Source organism: Pectobacterium peruviense, from assembly GCF_002847345.1.
Classification (GTDB): Bacteria; Pseudomonadota; Gammaproteobacteria; order Enterobacterales; family Enterobacteriaceae; genus Pectobacterium; species Pectobacterium peruviense.
Genome location: NZ_LXFV01000010.1, coordinates 183,869 through 197,870, shown reverse-complemented (window position 1 = coordinate 197,870; position 14,002 = coordinate 183,869). Strand labels below are relative to the sequence as shown.

General features: G+C 52.4%; 12 protein-coding genes and 4 tRNA genes. 11 read left to right on the top strand and 5 right to left on the bottom strand.

The window, feature by feature from the left end:
• Positions 1-260: 260 nt before the first annotated feature.
• From thrP to A0G03_RS09420, 5 genes are all read left to right on the top strand, one after another.
• Positions 261-1,649: a bifunctional threonine/serine APC transporter ThrP gene (gene thrP / locus A0G03_RS09440; protein ID WP_048262932.1), complete on the top strand. Its 1,389-nt coding sequence runs from the start codon at positions 261-263 to the stop codon at positions 1,647-1,649.
• Positions 1,650-1,791: 142 nt separating this feature from the next.
• Positions 1,792-1,868, top strand: a tRNA-Arg gene (locus tag A0G03_RS09435).
• A 117-nt stretch (positions 1,869-1,985) separates the two neighbouring features.
• Positions 1,986-2,061: transfer RNA gene (locus tag A0G03_RS09430), tRNA-His, on the top strand.
• A 49-nt stretch (positions 2,062-2,110) separates the two neighbouring features.
• Positions 2,111-2,197, top strand: a tRNA-Leu gene (locus A0G03_RS09425).
• A 43-nt stretch (positions 2,198-2,240) separates the two neighbouring features.
• Positions 2,241-2,317 (top strand) — tRNA-Pro (locus tag A0G03_RS09420).
• A 122-nt stretch (positions 2,318-2,439) separates the two neighbouring features.
• Here A0G03_RS09420 and A0G03_RS09415 read toward each other — a convergent pair.
• Positions 2,440-3,747, bottom strand: a complete 1,308-nt coding sequence (locus A0G03_RS09415; RefSeq protein ID WP_048262931.1) for a histidine-type phosphatase — start codon at positions 3,745-3,747, stop codon at positions 2,440-2,442.
• A gap of 248 nt (positions 3,748-3,995) precedes the next feature.
• On the opposite strand from A0G03_RS09415, the gene purB reads away from it, so the two are divergent.
• From purB to A0G03_RS09385, 6 genes are all read left to right on the top strand, one after another.
• Complete coding sequence (gene purB / locus A0G03_RS09410; protein WP_048262929.1) at positions 3,996-5,360, top strand: adenylosuccinate lyase; 1,365 nt, start codon at positions 3,996-3,998, stop codon at positions 5,358-5,360.
• A 9-nt stretch (positions 5,361-5,369) separates the two neighbouring features.
• Positions 5,370-5,912 carry a GNAT family N-acetyltransferase gene (locus A0G03_RS09405; protein WP_048262927.1) on the top strand — a complete coding sequence of 181 codons (543 nt, stop codon included), beginning with the start codon at positions 5,370-5,372 and terminating at the stop codon, positions 5,910-5,912.
• Positions 5,909-6,700 (top strand): amino acid ABC transporter substrate-binding protein, encoded by a 792-nt coding sequence (locus A0G03_RS09400; RefSeq protein ID WP_048262925.1) that lies wholly within the window; start codon positions 5,909-5,911, stop codon positions 6,698-6,700. Before A0G03_RS09405 ends, A0G03_RS09400 begins: the two co-directional genes overlap by 4 nt.
• A 126-nt stretch (positions 6,701-6,826) precedes the next feature.
• Positions 6,827-7,498, top strand: coding sequence for an amino acid ABC transporter permease (locus tag A0G03_RS09395; protein ID WP_011095665.1), 672 nt, complete (start codon positions 6,827-6,829; stop codon positions 7,496-7,498).
• Positions 7,499-7,507: 9 nt separating this feature from the next.
• Positions 7,508-8,269 (top strand): amino acid ABC transporter ATP-binding protein, encoded by a 762-nt coding sequence (locus tag A0G03_RS09390; protein WP_048262924.1) that lies wholly within the window; start codon positions 7,508-7,510, stop codon positions 8,267-8,269.
• A 77-nt stretch (positions 8,270-8,346) separates the two neighbouring features.
• The gene (locus tag A0G03_RS09385; protein WP_048262923.1) at positions 8,347-9,504 is read left to right on the top strand and encodes a M20 peptidase aminoacylase family protein; all 1,158 of its coding nucleotides are present in this window, start codon (positions 8,347-8,349) and stop codon (positions 9,502-9,504) included.
• A gap of 66 nt (positions 9,505-9,570) precedes the next feature.
• Here A0G03_RS09385 and A0G03_RS09380 read toward each other — a convergent pair whose 3' ends face one another.
• The 4 genes from A0G03_RS09380 to A0G03_RS09365 all read right to left on the bottom strand — a co-directional run bounded on the left by A0G03_RS09380 (position 9,571) and on the right by A0G03_RS09365 (position 13,977).
• A complete protein-coding gene (locus A0G03_RS09380; protein ID WP_048262921.1) occupies positions 9,571-10,386 on the bottom strand; it encodes an amino acid ABC transporter ATP-binding protein in 816 nt (271 codons plus the stop codon).
• Between the two features lie 42 nt (positions 10,387-10,428).
• Complete coding sequence (locus A0G03_RS09375; RefSeq protein WP_048262919.1) at positions 10,429-11,538, bottom strand: amino acid ABC transporter permease; 1,110 nt, start codon at positions 11,536-11,538, stop codon at positions 10,429-10,431.
• A gap of 10 nt (positions 11,539-11,548) precedes the next feature.
• Positions 11,549-12,772 (bottom strand): amino acid ABC transporter permease, encoded by a 1,224-nt coding sequence (locus A0G03_RS09370; protein ID WP_048262916.1) that lies wholly within the window; start codon positions 12,770-12,772, stop codon positions 11,549-11,551.
• A gap of 158 nt (positions 12,773-12,930) precedes the next feature.
• Positions 12,931-13,977, bottom strand: a complete 1,047-nt coding sequence (locus tag A0G03_RS09365) for an amino acid ABC transporter substrate-binding protein (protein WP_048262914.1) — start codon at positions 13,975-13,977, stop codon at positions 12,931-12,933.
• Positions 13,978-14,002: the final 25 nt, after the last annotated feature.

Below are 14,002 nucleotides of genomic sequence, written 5' to 3'. Positions count from 1 at the left end.
TTTCTCTTTCTCTACAGTAGATAACCCTGATTTTTCATTCCTATTCGACTTCAATTGTCTGTTTGCCAAACAATCAGAAAGACAGAATTCTATCTTTGCCGTATTCGTCGTCCCTGATGTGTTATTCAAGCCCACATTACGGTATTTTCATGGCCGCCAATTTGAGGCGAGGACACATTCTTTCTAACAGATAGCATTTCTGAAATAACAACAATAACCGGCAACAGTCGGGATAAGCACAACACAAAGACAGAGGATATATGGCAGAAGATGTAAAGCAGGAAAAACTCCATCGAGGGTTGGAAGCCCGACATATTGAGCTGATTGCGCTAGGTGGCACGATCGGCGTTGGGCTTTTTATGGGCGCAGCGAGTGCGTTGAAGTGGGCGGGGCCGTCAGTATTGCTGGCCTATATCGTCGCTGGAATCTTCGTTTTCTTCATCATGCGTTCAATGGGCGAAATGCTCTATCTGGAGCCGGTTGCAGGATCGTTTGCCGTCTACGCACATAAATACATGCATCCCTTCTTCGGCTATCTCACCGCGTGGGGCTATTGGTTTATGTGGATGGCGGTCGGGATTTCGGAAATTACCGCTATTGGCGTGTATGTTCAGTATTGGTTCCCCGACTTGCCACAATGGATACCAGCCATCGCCGCGGTAGCACTCGTCGCGGGCGCAAACCTTGCTGCGGTAAGGCTGTATGGTGAAATCGAATTCTGGTTTGCGATGATTAAAATCACCACCATCGTCGTGATGATATTGGTCGGTGTCGGCATTATTTTCTTCGGCTTTGGTAACCACGGTCAGGCGACAGGATTCAGTAACCTGACTGAGCATGGCGGTTTCCTCGCGGGAGGCTGGAAAGGTCTGCTGTTCGCGCTGTGTCTGGTGGTAGCGTCCTATCAGGGTGTTGAGCTGGTGGGCATTACGGCAGGTGAGGCGAAAAATCCGCAGGTGACGCTGAAGCGTGCGATCAATAACATTCTGTGGCGCATCCTGATTTTCTATGTGGGTGCGATCTTCGTTATCGTCACCATTTTCCCCTGGAATGAAATCGGTACATCCGGCAGCCCGTTTGTGCTGACGTTTGCGAAAATCGGTATTGTGGCGGCGGCAGGCATTATCAACTTTGTGGTGCTGACGGCCGCGCTGTCCGGCTGCAACAGCGGCATGTATAGCTGTGGTCGTATGCTGTATTCGCTGGCTAACAACCGTCAACTTCCTGCCTGGCTAGGTAAAGTGACGGCCAGCGGTGTACCCGCAGCAGGCGTCATGATTTCTATTCTTTGTCTGGTGGCTGGGTCGCTTTTGAATTACGTCATCCCTAACCCGGAAAAAGTGTTTGTTTATGTTTATAGCGCCAGCGTGCTGCCGGGTATGGTGCCGTGGTTTGTGGTGTTGATCAGCCAGCTGCGTTTTCGCGAGCAGCATCGTGCAGCGCTGGCCGCACATCCGTTTAAATCGATATTGTTCCCGTGGGTAAACTACCTGACGATGGCGTTTTTGCTGTGTGTGCTGGTGGGAATGTATATAAATATCGACACACGGATGTCTTTATTGGTCGGTATCGCCTTTTTAGCTGTAGTCAGCCTGTGTTATTTCGCGCTGGGATTGGGTAAAAAAACATCGCTGGCAGGGGGTAAATAGTCGTATTTGGGGGCGGGAAGCGCGGATTTGTACGTTATTTAGCTTGAAATGAGCAAAGCATAAGCAAACACATCATTTCGATAAAAAAGCACTAGACAGCCAGTCGCTAAGTCCGTAATATCCCGTCCCGCAACGGCGCTAAGCGCCCGTAGCTCAGCTGGATAGAGCGCTGCCCTCCGGAGGCAGAGGTCTCAGGTTCGAATCCTGTCGGGCGCACCATTATATTGTCTAAACGAGTATGTTGTGTGCAAGAGCTGCGGTGGTACACTTGCCTTCGTAAAGAAAGTATCCCGTAAAAAGGAAGTACCGCGTAATAAGATGTAAAATGTGGTGATGGTGGCTATAGCTCAGTTGGTAGAGCCCTGGATTGTGATTCCAGTTGTCGTGGGTTCGAGTCCCATTAGCCACCCCAGATTTAGCAGTTGATTAACGTTTTTCGTTAATAAAAGTTTGTGAGTTATGCGAAGGTGGCGGAATTGGTAGACGCGCTAGCTTCAGGTGTTAGTGTTCTTACGGACGTGAGGGTTCAAGTCCCTCTCTTCGCACCACACACAAGCTAGAACATCAGTGATGTTCAAAAAGCAGTACATTCGGCGAGTAGCGCAGCTTGGTAGCGCAACTGGTTTGGGACCAGTGGGTCGGAGGTTCGAATCCTCTCTCGCCGACCAATTAAAAAGAAAAGCACATCGAAAGATGTGCTTTTTTTTCGTCTGCAATTTGCCTTCTCGTGCAAAAGTCCTGTCGGATTCACCAATCCAACAGGACGTGTTGTTACCGATGAGATAGCGAGCTACGGCGCGTAATGCACCGCCGCTAACGCACTGCTATCGATGCTTTTTCGCATGGATTCCAGCGTGGTATCAAAAGGACACAGCGTGCCTTGTTCTGTCTGCTGGCAGCTCTGAGACGTAAACTCTTCTTTCAGTAACGACTGTTGCTCGCCCAGCGGCGTCAGCGAACGGATCTGATCCAGCGACTGTGTCTGAAAATAAATGCGCAAAAAACGCTGCTGAGTGGTGGTATCGCGCCAGCGTTCAAAGACCAGACTGCCTGCGGGCGGGATGTTATCGGCGGTATCGCCGGGTAGCTGCCAGTGAAATTGCAACAGCGTGCGCAGATAGGCGATGTTGGTGTCATGCGCGACATACAGCAAGTAAGGCGCTACCGGTGGCTCGCCTTGTGCGGTGTCCTGCTCTACTTGAGTCCCTTGCGCGAGTGCCTGTGCGATTTGCTGCATCAATAGCGAGCCGCCACGCTGTGCAATGTAGGGAACATCGTTGGTGAAGTCGTATTTGGCAGTCATCGGTGCCATCAGCGGGATGAGATCCTGCGTGCTGCGGACATGACCAAAAGCGACCTGTGCCAGCGGCAGGTTTTCGCTATATTCCAGTAGGAAAACCTCGCTCATATTCGCCAGCGTATTCAGGCCACTGATAGAAGTTGAACCGTCTTTATCCTGTTTGAGCGCCCACGATTTATCAAATACCGGACAGGGTTTGTCTGCCTCGCATACGACCTGCTTTAACAACTCGATACTGGGCTTAAGACGTTGATAGGCGGTATCCAAGTCACCTCCCATGGCTTTCAGTACGGCAGCTTTTGCCTGTTCAGGGTCAAGTGTGCCAATCCCCATTTTATCGCCATGGAACAGCGGATCTTGCTTTTCATCCTCAACGGCATGCGTAGCAACGCCGCAGCCGGGAAACATGCCGTCCATATAGGCTTGTGCGGTTGCGCGGGTGCGCTGTAACGGGCTGGCAAGTACATAAATCTGCTGTTCCGCTGGGCAACCTGACGCGAACAGATGTTGTTGACGATAATATTCGCCCTCATAGCTAGCTTTTATCACGGTGGCAGCATAGCCATGTCCGGTTAATTCACCCTCTCGCGTGACCCACTGCGGCCATTGTCGTGCTGTGCCGGACTCCAGTGCGGTTGTGTTGGATGCTGTCGGGGGACGCACGCCATGACGGCTAACTTCAACTACCTTTTCCAGCAGGTAGCGATCCTGGGCTTGTGCCTGAGAAGAGAATGTTGAAATAATGATCATGGTAATCAATAAGGTACGTGGCATGCGTAATGTCGTGTGGGAAAGCATGATAATCCTTCGTCAGCAGTCATACGGATAAGGAGTTTCATTGTAGGAAGGAAAAAGTGACAAGCGGGTTTTTCAACACGGGAGAGAGTGTTAGCGAACATTTCCAAATGCATAGTTTGCAATCAAACTTTTTGGTCTAAGATAGATCCCAAAGGTATAAAGCGCATAATTTCCGCATGTTATATTTTTAAAAATTAAAAAGACGACATAAATCCCCGCCTGATAAATCCAACACTAACGAGTTAATTATGGCATCACATCTTATTGATTTTCTTCTTATAGGGAATAATTTTGGCACGCCTGAAATGCGCGGCGTCTGGTCCGAGCATAACCGCCTGACTAAGCAGGTCGAGGTAGAAGTTGCCCTGGCACTTGCCGAGGGTGAACTGGGTGTCATTCCGCTGGATGCGGCAAAAACCATTGCAGAAAACGCTGACGCAAGCGCGCTTAATGTTGAAGAGATTGCAAAAGATGCAGCACGCATGAAGCACTCTCTGATGCCGACGATTGCCGCGATTCAGAGACAATGTGGCGCTGCGGGTGAATTTATTCACTACGGCGTGACCACGCAGGACATCGTTGATACCGCGACAGTGTTACAGCTGAAACAATCTTTTGATATTGTCGTCAGAGATACACAACTGCTGGCCGTTGAACTGAAACGTTTGGCGAAGAAATATCAACACACGCTGATGGCTGGCCGTACCCACGGCATGCAAGCGCTGCCTACCACGTTTGGCTTCAAACTGGCCGTTTGGCTGGATGAATTTATCCGTCACCTCGAACGCCTAGGTGAAATCAAAGAGCGTGTGTTGGTCGGCAACATCAACGGTGCCATTTGTACCTATGCCTCTTTTGGCGAGCAAGGGCCGGAAATCGAGCGTCTGACGCTGGATAAACTGGGGCTGAATACGCCGAATATCGGCTGGCAGTCTGCCCGCGATCGCTTCTCCGAATATGCCTCCGTGACGGTTCTGATCAGCGGTACGCTGGGCAAAATCGGCAACGAACTGTACAACCTGATGCGCACCGAGATTAATGAAATCGAAGAGCCGTTCTCCGAAGGGAAAATCGGTTCTACCACAATGCCGCACAAACGTAACCCTGCCGCGTTGGAAGGGCTGGCGAGCCTGACTGCACCGCTGTTTAAGAGCGCCGCGCTGATTCACGAATCCATGAAAGTTGAACATGAGCGTGATGCAATGAGCTGGCGTGCAGAGTGGATCGCGCTGCCGGAAATCAACATCTATCTGTCTGCTCAGCTTCAGAATGCGCTTGGCATCCTGCGTGGAATGTCCGTCAACGAGAAGCAGATGCTGGCGAACCTCGATCTGCAAAACGGCCTGCTGTTATCCGAGAAAGTGATGTTCGAGATTGGCAAGCGTCTCGGTAAGCAGACTGCACACCATCTGGTTTACGAATGCTCTATGCAGGCATTCGAGCAGAATCAGTCCTTTAAATCGGTGCTGCTGGCTCATCCCGTGCTTTCTGAACAGGTCACCGCTGCCGATCTGGACGAATGGCTGAATCCGGCTAACTATGTTGGCAGCGCGCCGCAGAAGGTTGATGACGTGATTCGTTATGCCGATAACTCCGGTCTGCTACCAGCATAAGGTGAAACCATGAGTATCGTATTTCGTCAGGCTACGCTTGCGGATGATGAAACTTTTTTGACGCTGGCGCTGGCGGCATTTGAGCCGATTCGCCAGTTGGGCATCAATTTTTCCGCCGCCCATGCAGATATCGACATGGTGCGCACGCATATCGCCTCACACGGCGTTTATGTGATGGAAAAAGGCGGGGAGATGGTGTCGTCATTTACCATCCGCTATCCGTGGGGGCCAGAACCGGGTCCGTTCGGTCTACCGCATTTGGGCTGGTTTGCGACGCACCCTGGCTACAAAAAGCAGGGATTGGGTAAGCAAATGATGAGCTGGCTGGAAGAAGAAATTCTGATTAACCAGCTCAAAGCGCCTGCGGTGTCGCTTGGCACCGCGCAAAACCACCCGTGGCTGATTGAGATGTACAGAAATTATGGTTTCAAGGAAGTCGGGCAGACGAATCTGGGAAAAGGACACCTGACAATCTGGATGGAAAAAATCCTTGATAACCAATTGTATGACCAGTGGAAAGATAAAAATTCAAAAAGAGAGGCAGTAAAATGATGAAAAAAGTAACGTTGTCTGTTCTGGCGCTGACGACCGCCTTTCTTGTTGCCGGCTGTGATTCTGGGAAGAGCGGCACCGAGCAGGAAAAAGTACTGAAAGTGGGTTCAACAGGCCAGAGTTATCCAAGTGGTTTCAAGCAAGATAACAAGCTGGTTGGGTTTGACGTTGAAGTCACGGAAGCCATCGCGAAAGATCTGAACTACAAAGTTGAGTGGGTCACCGCTGATTTTAGCGGCCTGATGGGGCAGTTGGAAGCGAAAAAGCTCGATACCGTAGCGAACGTGGTGGCAATTACCCCAGCACGTCAGGAAAAATACAATTTCGCCCAGCCGTATAGCTTCTACGGTAGCCAGATTGTGACGCACAAAGATAACACAGACATTAATACACTGGCTGACCTGAAAGGGAAGACGGTTGCTGGGGTTCTGGGTTCTAACCACGTCAACAACCTGAAAAAAGCGTTTGCCGACGGCAGCGTCACTATTCGTACCTATGAAACACGCGATGGCGCAATGAACGATGCACTGTCTAAACGCGTTGAAGGCTACGTGAATTCACGTCCGATCCTGCTGGCTGAAATCAATAAGCGTAATCTGCCGTTCAAACTGGTTGGCGAACCGCTGGTGATTGAAGAAGTCAGCTTCCCGTTCCATAAGGACGAGAAAGGCGATGCGCTGCGTAAGCAGTTCGATGCACAATTGACGAAAATGCGTGAAGATGGACGTCTGAAATCTATCTCAGAAAAATATTTTGGCGAAGACATCACGGTATCACCGGCTAAATAACTTCACGCTGTCATTCTGGATGAGTCGTTACGTAGTCTAATGCCAGATGACTCGTTATATAGTCAACAGTCATAACCCCGTTCCACCGGCGCAGTATGGCCGGTGGAAGCATTAATGGTATTACTTATGAATATCGATCTTGCCTACCTGCTAAAAGTCTTTCCCCAGGTATTAATGTATTTGCCGACCACGCTGTTTCTTGCCGTGGTGTCGATGTTTTTTGCTATGGTTCTCGGCCTTATCCTGGCGTTAGTCCGTGAAAGCAAGATCGTCGTCGTGGTAAAAATCGTCGAACTGTATATCTCGCTGTTCCGCGGCATTCCGTCGTTGGTTCAGCTGTTTATCATCTATTTCGGCCTACCGCAGCTATTCCCCGGCTTATCCAATCTGGATGCGATGACGGCCGCGATTATCGGCTTTAGCTTGAAAACTTCCGCCTATATGGCTGAGATTTTCCGTGCGGGCTTGGCCTCGGTGGATTTCGGCCAGACGGAAGCGGGTCTGTCCATTGGCATGAGTAAAGCGCAGGTCTATCGCCGCATCGTGTTGCCTCAGGCCATGCTGAATGCGCTGCCAGCGACGGGCAACACCTTCATTTCCCTGATTAAAGATACCTCGGTGGCCTTTGCGCTGGGTGTCTCTGAGCTGTTCGCGGAAGGCAAGATGATTGCCGCTGAATCTCTGCGTTTCTTCGAGACCTTCCTGGTCGTGGGTCTGATTTACTGGATGGTGATTGTGGTTTACGCCTGGCTGCAAAAACAGCTTGAGAAGAAACTGAATCACTCGCTACAGCGATAAGGGGCTGACATGATCAGTGTAAAGAATCTTTCTAAACGCTTTGGCGATCAGGTGGTGCTGGACAACATTAGTCTGGATATCGCGAAAGGCGAAGTGGTTGCCATCATCGGCCCATCCGGCTCGGGTAAATCCACGCTGCTGCGCTGTCTGAATCTGCTGGAAACGCCAGAGTCAGGTACGATCGAAATTGGCGAACAAACGCTGGATACGCGTCGTTACTCCTCCAAGGATGCCTACGCACTGCGCCGTCAGACGGCGATGGTGTTCCAGAGTTATAACCTGTTTAAGAACAAGACGGCGCTGGAGAATGTAACGGAAGCGCTGATTGTCGTGAAAAAAATGCCGAAGAAGCAGGCGGATAAAATCGGTCTGGCGTTGCTGGAGCAGGTTGGTCTGCTGCCGCAGGCGGCACAGTATCCGGTGACGTTGTCTGGCGGGCAACAGCAGCGCGTGAGTATTGCGCGTGCGCTGGCGGTCGATCCGAAAGCCATTTTGTTTGATGAACCGACTTCGGCGCTGGACCCAGAGAGGGTACACGAGGTGCTTCAGGTCATTCAGAAGCTGGCGAAAAACGACACCACGATGGTGATCGTCACCCATGAAATGCAGTTTGCGAAAGAAGTGGCCGACCGAGTGATCTTCATGGCGGATGGTCACATCGTTGAGGAAGGTCCAGCGGAGCAGGTGATTAGCTTCTCGGACAACCCGCAAACCCAGCGTTTCCTGCGTCAGTTGACCAAGCTGCCTGAGCCGCTTGAGTACGATATTTAACGTATACGTAGACACACCTGCACGCCTGAACAAGGCCGCCCTGCCAGACGGGGCACGATAATGTGGAGTAAGAATTGATGAAAACCGCACCTCAGCATGAGCCTCTGGCTCAGTTTATTCAGGCGTTTCGCCACGATTTACACCGCAATCCTGAACTGTCGAATCAGGAGTTCGAAACCACGAAAAAGATTCGTGCGGTATTGGAAAAAGAAGGGATTCGCGTCCTCGATCTGCCGTTGAAAACCGGTCTGGTTGCGGAAGTTGGTGGCTTACAGGATGGCCCACTGGTTGTGGTCCGTTCGGACATCGATGCCCTGCCGATTGAAGAAGAGTCTGGCGTAGAATTCACATCGCTCAACAAAGGGGTGATGCACGCCTGCGGCCATGATTTTCACTCTTCCGCTGCGCTGGGCGCAGCGATTCTGCTGAAGAAAATCGAACCTGAGCTGAAAGGTACGGTGCGAATTTTGTTCCAGGCAGCCGAAGAGACAGGGCTGGGTGCGCCGGAAGTGATTGCTGTCGGCGCATTGGACAATGCGGTAGCGATTTTCGGTATTCACAACGATCCGACGCTGCCTGTTGGCGTTATCGGCGGGAAAGACGGCGCATTGACGGCGGGCGTTGACCGCTTTGAGATTAAGATTGCGGCGAAAGGCTGTCACGCAGCGAAGCCGCATGAAGGCAACGATCCGATTATCATTCTGGGTCAGTTGATTTCTGCGGTGCAAACCATCATCAGCCGCACGGTGTCGTCCGACAATAACGCGGTGGTGTCGATTACGCAGGTTCATAGCGGCAGCACCTGGAACGTTATCCCAGACACGGCCTATGTTGAAGGCACGGTCCGAACGTTCAATCAGGAAGCGCGTGATTTAATTGAACAGCGCTTCCGCCAAATCGTTTCGGGTATTGCCAGCAGCTTTGGCGCGGACATTGAATTCCTGTGGCACGCCGGGCCGCCATCAGTGATCAATACGCCAGAGTGGGTTGAGTTTGCTCTGAACGTGGCGAGTGACGAAGGCTTTGAAGCACGCCGTGTGGAAGCCAGCCCGATTGGTGAAGATTTCGCGTTCTATCAACAGAAACTGCCGGGTACGTTCATGATGGTTGGTTCCGGCGGACCGTATGCGCTGCACCACCCGAAATTCCGCGTTGACGACCGCGCACTGTTCCCGACTGCACACTATCTGTATCAGGTCGCGAAACAGAGTTTAGAACAGCTGTCCTCTCGCTAATATCGCCTGTTAAATCATGCCATCCGCGCCAGTTTTCCGGCGCGGACATTTTCCCTTTCTAGCCTATTAATGGCTCAGAATCTGATCCAGGAATTGGCGCGTGCGCGGATGTGATGGCGTGTTGAAGAAGTCCTGCGGCGGTGCGGATTCCACGATGCTACCGTCGGCCATCAGAATGACCTTGTCAGCGACCGTCTTGGCAAACCCCATTTCGTGGGTAACGACGATCATCGTCATACCGGATTCCGCCAGATCGAGCATTACGTCGAGTACCTCTTTAATCATCTCCGGATCCAGCGCCGAAGTCGGTTCATCAAACAGCATGATTTCCGGCTGCATACAGAGCGCTCGGGCAATCGCCACACGCTGCTGTTGGCCGCCAGAGAGCTGTAGCGGGAATTTATGCGCCTGATTCGCGATGTGCACCTTTTCCAGATAGTGCATCGCTAAATCAATGGCTTCCTGCTTCTTACGCTGTTTGACCAGTGTTGGGCCAATCGTCAGGTTATCCAGCACGCTCAGGTGGGGGAACAGGTTGAACTGCTGAAACAGCATACCGATACCGGAACGTACGCGGTTAATGTTCTTAATGTTGTCGTTAACTTCGATGCCATTCACGCGGATATGGCCGTCGTGGTGTTCTTCCAATCGGTTAATACAGCGGATGAGCGTGGATTTACCGGAGCCGGAAGGGCCGCAAATCACCACGCGCTCGCCTTTCTGCACGTTAAGCGTCACGTTATTCAGCGCCTGAAACGCGCCATACCATTTGCTGACCGCGTCGATCTCAATGATGACGTTGTTGTCTGTCACTACACTGTCTGTAACGCTATGGTTTGTAACTGCCTTGCTTGTAACTAAAGTGTCTGCGGCTAAGCTCATGATAAAAAAGCTCCTGTCGGTGTTTTCATCAACGGCTATCGCTTAACCGTGATACGTTTCTGGATTACGGCTGGCATCGATGCGTTTTTCTACCCACAGCGCGTAGCGTGAGAGCAAGAAGCCAAACAGCAGATAGATAGCCGAGATAAAAATATAGGTTTCAATGTAATAGCGTCGCCATATTGGGTCCTGCATCACCGAGCTGGTGGCGGTGAGGATGTCGAATAGCCCAATAATGATGACGAACGAGGTGTTCTTCATGGCGGCGATAATATGGTTGGTCATGGCGGGCAGACAGATACGCAGCGCCTGCGGCAGGATGATTTTAGTCGTCGTGTGCCAATAGCTGAGATTGAGCGCTGTCGCCGCTTCGTATTGTCCGCGTGGTACGGACTGCAAACCGCCGCGAATGACCTCGGCCTGATAGCAGGCGAAAAACAGCGCGATACCGATGATGATGCGTAGCAGTTTGTTGATTTCCATGCCTGCGGGCAGGAATAGCGGAAAGACGTTAACGGCAACGAACAGGATCGTGATGAGCGGTACGCCGCGTAGCCCCTCGATAAAAATCACCGACAGACCGCGTAGAAAAGGCAGCGGTGAGCGCCGCCCTAGCGCTAGCAAAACCGAAACGGGCATACCGATGACGACGGTGCCGCTAAACAGCAGAATCGTCAGTGGCAGGCCACCCCATTCGCTGGAAGGCACGTAAGATAAGCCAAGCACGCCACCGGACATCAGGATGGCAATGCCGATTACTGCGGCAATCCACAGCGGTAAGAGGATGCGTGAATGCCAGAAACGTGGCATCAGCGACAGACCGAGAGCCAGAAACCAGATCCCCATCGCCAGCACCAGACGCCAGTGTTCATCGTAAGGATAAAGGCCAAACAGGATGGGGCGATGTTTTTCCACGATCACTGCCCAACAGGCACCCGCCGCCGCACGGCAGACATCTGGATCGCTGGTGTACCACACCGCATTGAGGATGCCCCAGTGCAGTAGTTTATTGCCGACATTCCACATCAGCACAGCCAGTACTAGTGTGAGTGCGGTTTGTGGCACGCTGCTGAAAAGATGACGGCGCAGCCACAGCTGCGGCGTGCGCAGGCGGTTGGGAACGGCGGAGAGTGACAGTGCTGGAAATAACATTCAGTGCTCCTCAACGCTCTTTGATGGCGACGGCGCGGTTAAACAGGTTCATCAGCAGCGACGTCACGATGCTGACCGTCAGGTAAACCACCATCATGATGGCAATCACTTCGAGCGCCTGACCGGTTTGGTTCATCAACGTGTTACTGATGTTCGCCAGCTCGGGGTAGCCGACTACGACCGCGATCGAGCTGTTTTTCGACAGGCTGACATATTGGCTGGTCAGCGGCGGAACGATGACGCGCATGGCCTGTGGAATGATGATGTGGCGCATCATGTGCCACGGTGAAAAGGACAGCGCGCGTGCCGCTTCCAATTGGCCTTTGGGGATCGACTGAATCCCTGCCCGCACGATTTCCGCGATAAATGCCGAAGAATAGAGCGCAATACCGAGCAACAGCGCGGTGAATTCAGGGCTGACGGTAAAGCCGCCACGAAAGTTAAAGCCGCGGAGAATCGGGCGATCGAGTTCTGCCGGTGCGCCGGAAAGCCACCACACCAGCAGCGGTAACCCGATAAGTGCTAACAGCGTCAGACGGCCTGTAGGCAGAGAACGCCCTGTATTTTCCCGTAGGTAGCGCGCCACGCGGTTCAGGATCAGGCTAATCAGGGCGGCAGCGAGTAGGGCGATGGTGGTCCACAGCCAGCCGTGATGCGCGGCGGGGACAGAAAAAGATAGCCCGCGATTGGTCAGAAAACCCAGATTGCCAAGCTCGATGGCATCCCGTGGTGAGGGCAAGTTACGGATAACCACCGACCAGAAAATCACCTGCAAGATCACTGGAATATTGCGCATCATCTCGATGTATCCCCCAGCGAGCCGCGCCAGCAGCCAGTTACGGGAGACACGAGCAATGCCGACGGAGAAACCCAGCAGCGTGGCAAGTACGATGCCGCATAGCGTGACGTAGAGGGTATTCAGTAAGCCGACGCCAAGCGCACGCAGGTAGCTGTCGCGTGGGGTAAAGGCGATGAGTTTCTCGCCAATCTCAAACTGTGCGGTGTGATCGAGAAAACCGAAGCCAGTGGCAATATTTTGCGAGCGCAGGTTTTCGACTACGTTGGCGTACAGCCAGTAGCTGAATGCGACGATCAGGAGGCCGAGCAGGCCCTGATAAATCCAGGCGCGCAGGGACTTGCTGCCAAACGCGTTGAGCAGACGGTGCGAATGAGATGGCGTTCCCGACCACGGTGTTGCCGAGGTTGGCAGTAGCGTCTTGTCTGATGATTTCATTACTGGCGATCTTTTCTTCTGGTCGTTACCGATTCTCAACGCACATCGCTAATGACGGTAATGCGTGAATGCGTGAATGCGTGAATGCGTGAATGCGTGAATGCGATGGCATGGCGTCAACCCGAATTTTTCCGAGTTGACGCCGAGGGTGGGGTTAATTAACGAATGGGCAGACCGTAGAGCAAACCGCCTTTCGTCCAGAGATTATTCAGGTCGCGTTCCAGCGGAGCTGGTGTGTCTGGCCCGAAGTGGCGGTTATAAATATCGCCGTAATTCCCTACCTGCTTAATCAGGTTGTAAGCCCACTGGTTACTCAGCCCCAGCTTTTGACCATAATCGCCAGTGGTACCCAGCAATGCTTGTATATCCGGGTCTGTCGATTTGAGTTTGCTCTCTACGTTCTGTTGGCCGATTTCCATCTCTTCCGCGTTGAACGTGGCGTAAACCACCCATTTCACGATGTCGTACCACTGGTCATCACCCTGACGGACTGCCATCGCCAGCGGCTCTTTTGAGTAAATTCCCGGCAGAATCACATGGTCAGCGGGCTTTTCCGCATCAAAGGTGCGCACGCCGGGCAGGGCGACTTTATCGCGAGCGATGACGTCGCAACGCCCAGACAGATAGGCTGCGACGTACTCTTTATTGTTCTCGATGACCACCGGAGTGTAATGCAGGTTGCGTGACGCAAAAATCTGCGCGACGTTGCGTTCAGTGCTGCTGCCTGGCGTGATGCAGACGGTCGCGCCGTCCAGATCTTCCACCTTCTTCACATTGGCGCTGGTACGCACCATGAAGCCTGTTCCGGTATAGAACGTCGGCGGGGCGAAGTTCAACCCAAGTGAGGTGTCGCGAGACAAATCGGCGGTGATATTGCGTGATAGCACGTCAACTTCACCTGACTGAATCGCTGGGAAACGCTGCGCGGTGGAAAGGGCAGCAAAACGTACTTTGCTGGCATCGCCAAAAATAGCGGCGGCTAACGCACGGCAGTAATCGACGTCCAGCCCTGTCCACTGCCCTTTGCTATCAATCGCGGAAAAGCCGTGGCGCGCGGGGTGTACGCCGCAAACCAGTTCACCGCGTGCTTTGATCTTTTTGAGCGTTTCACCGTTTCCAGCGTCAGCGGCATTGGCAACAGGCAACAGAAGACTCCCTAAAGTCAGCGCTGTGGCGGTCGTCAATAAGAGTAATTTTCTCAGCATAAGTATCCTCAGAATGGTCGGTGTT

Excerpts from the sequence above, each read along its gene's own strand:
- A0G03_RS09370 (WP_048262916.1), bottom strand. The coding sequence starts at position 12,772 with ATGAAATCATCAGACAAGACGCTACTGCCAACCTCGGCAACACCGTGG.
- A0G03_RS09415 (WP_048262931.1), bottom strand. The coding sequence starts at position 3,747 with ATGCTTTCCCACACGACATTACGCATGCCACGTACCTTATTGATTACC.
- A0G03_RS09395 (WP_011095665.1), top strand. The coding sequence starts at position 6,827 with ATGAATATCGATCTTGCCTACCTGCTAAAAGTCTTTCCCCAGGTATTA.
- A0G03_RS09405 (WP_048262927.1), top strand. The coding sequence starts at position 5,370 with ATGAGTATCGTATTTCGTCAGGCTACGCTTGCGGATGATGAAACTTTT.
- A0G03_RS09365 (WP_048262914.1), bottom strand. The coding sequence starts at position 13,977 with ATGCTGAGAAAATTACTCTTATTGACGACCGCCACAGCGCTGACTTTA.
- A0G03_RS09375 (WP_048262919.1), bottom strand. The coding sequence starts at position 11,538 with ATGTTATTTCCAGCACTGTCACTCTCCGCCGTTCCCAACCGCCTGCGC.
- thrP (WP_048262932.1), top strand. The coding sequence starts at position 261 with ATGGCAGAAGATGTAAAGCAGGAAAAACTCCATCGAGGGTTGGAAGCC.
- A0G03_RS09390 (WP_048262924.1), top strand. The coding sequence starts at position 7,508 with ATGATCAGTGTAAAGAATCTTTCTAAACGCTTTGGCGATCAGGTGGTG.
- A0G03_RS09385 (WP_048262923.1), top strand. The coding sequence starts at position 8,347 with ATGAAAACCGCACCTCAGCATGAGCCTCTGGCTCAGTTTATTCAGGCG.
- purB (WP_048262929.1), top strand. The coding sequence starts at position 3,996 with ATGGCATCACATCTTATTGATTTTCTTCTTATAGGGAATAATTTTGGC.
- A0G03_RS09400 (WP_048262925.1), top strand. The coding sequence starts at position 5,909 with ATGATGAAAAAAGTAACGTTGTCTGTTCTGGCGCTGACGACCGCCTTT.
- A0G03_RS09380 (WP_048262921.1), bottom strand. The coding sequence starts at position 10,386 with ATGAGCTTAGCCGCAGACACTTTAGTTACAAGCAAGGCAGTTACAAAC.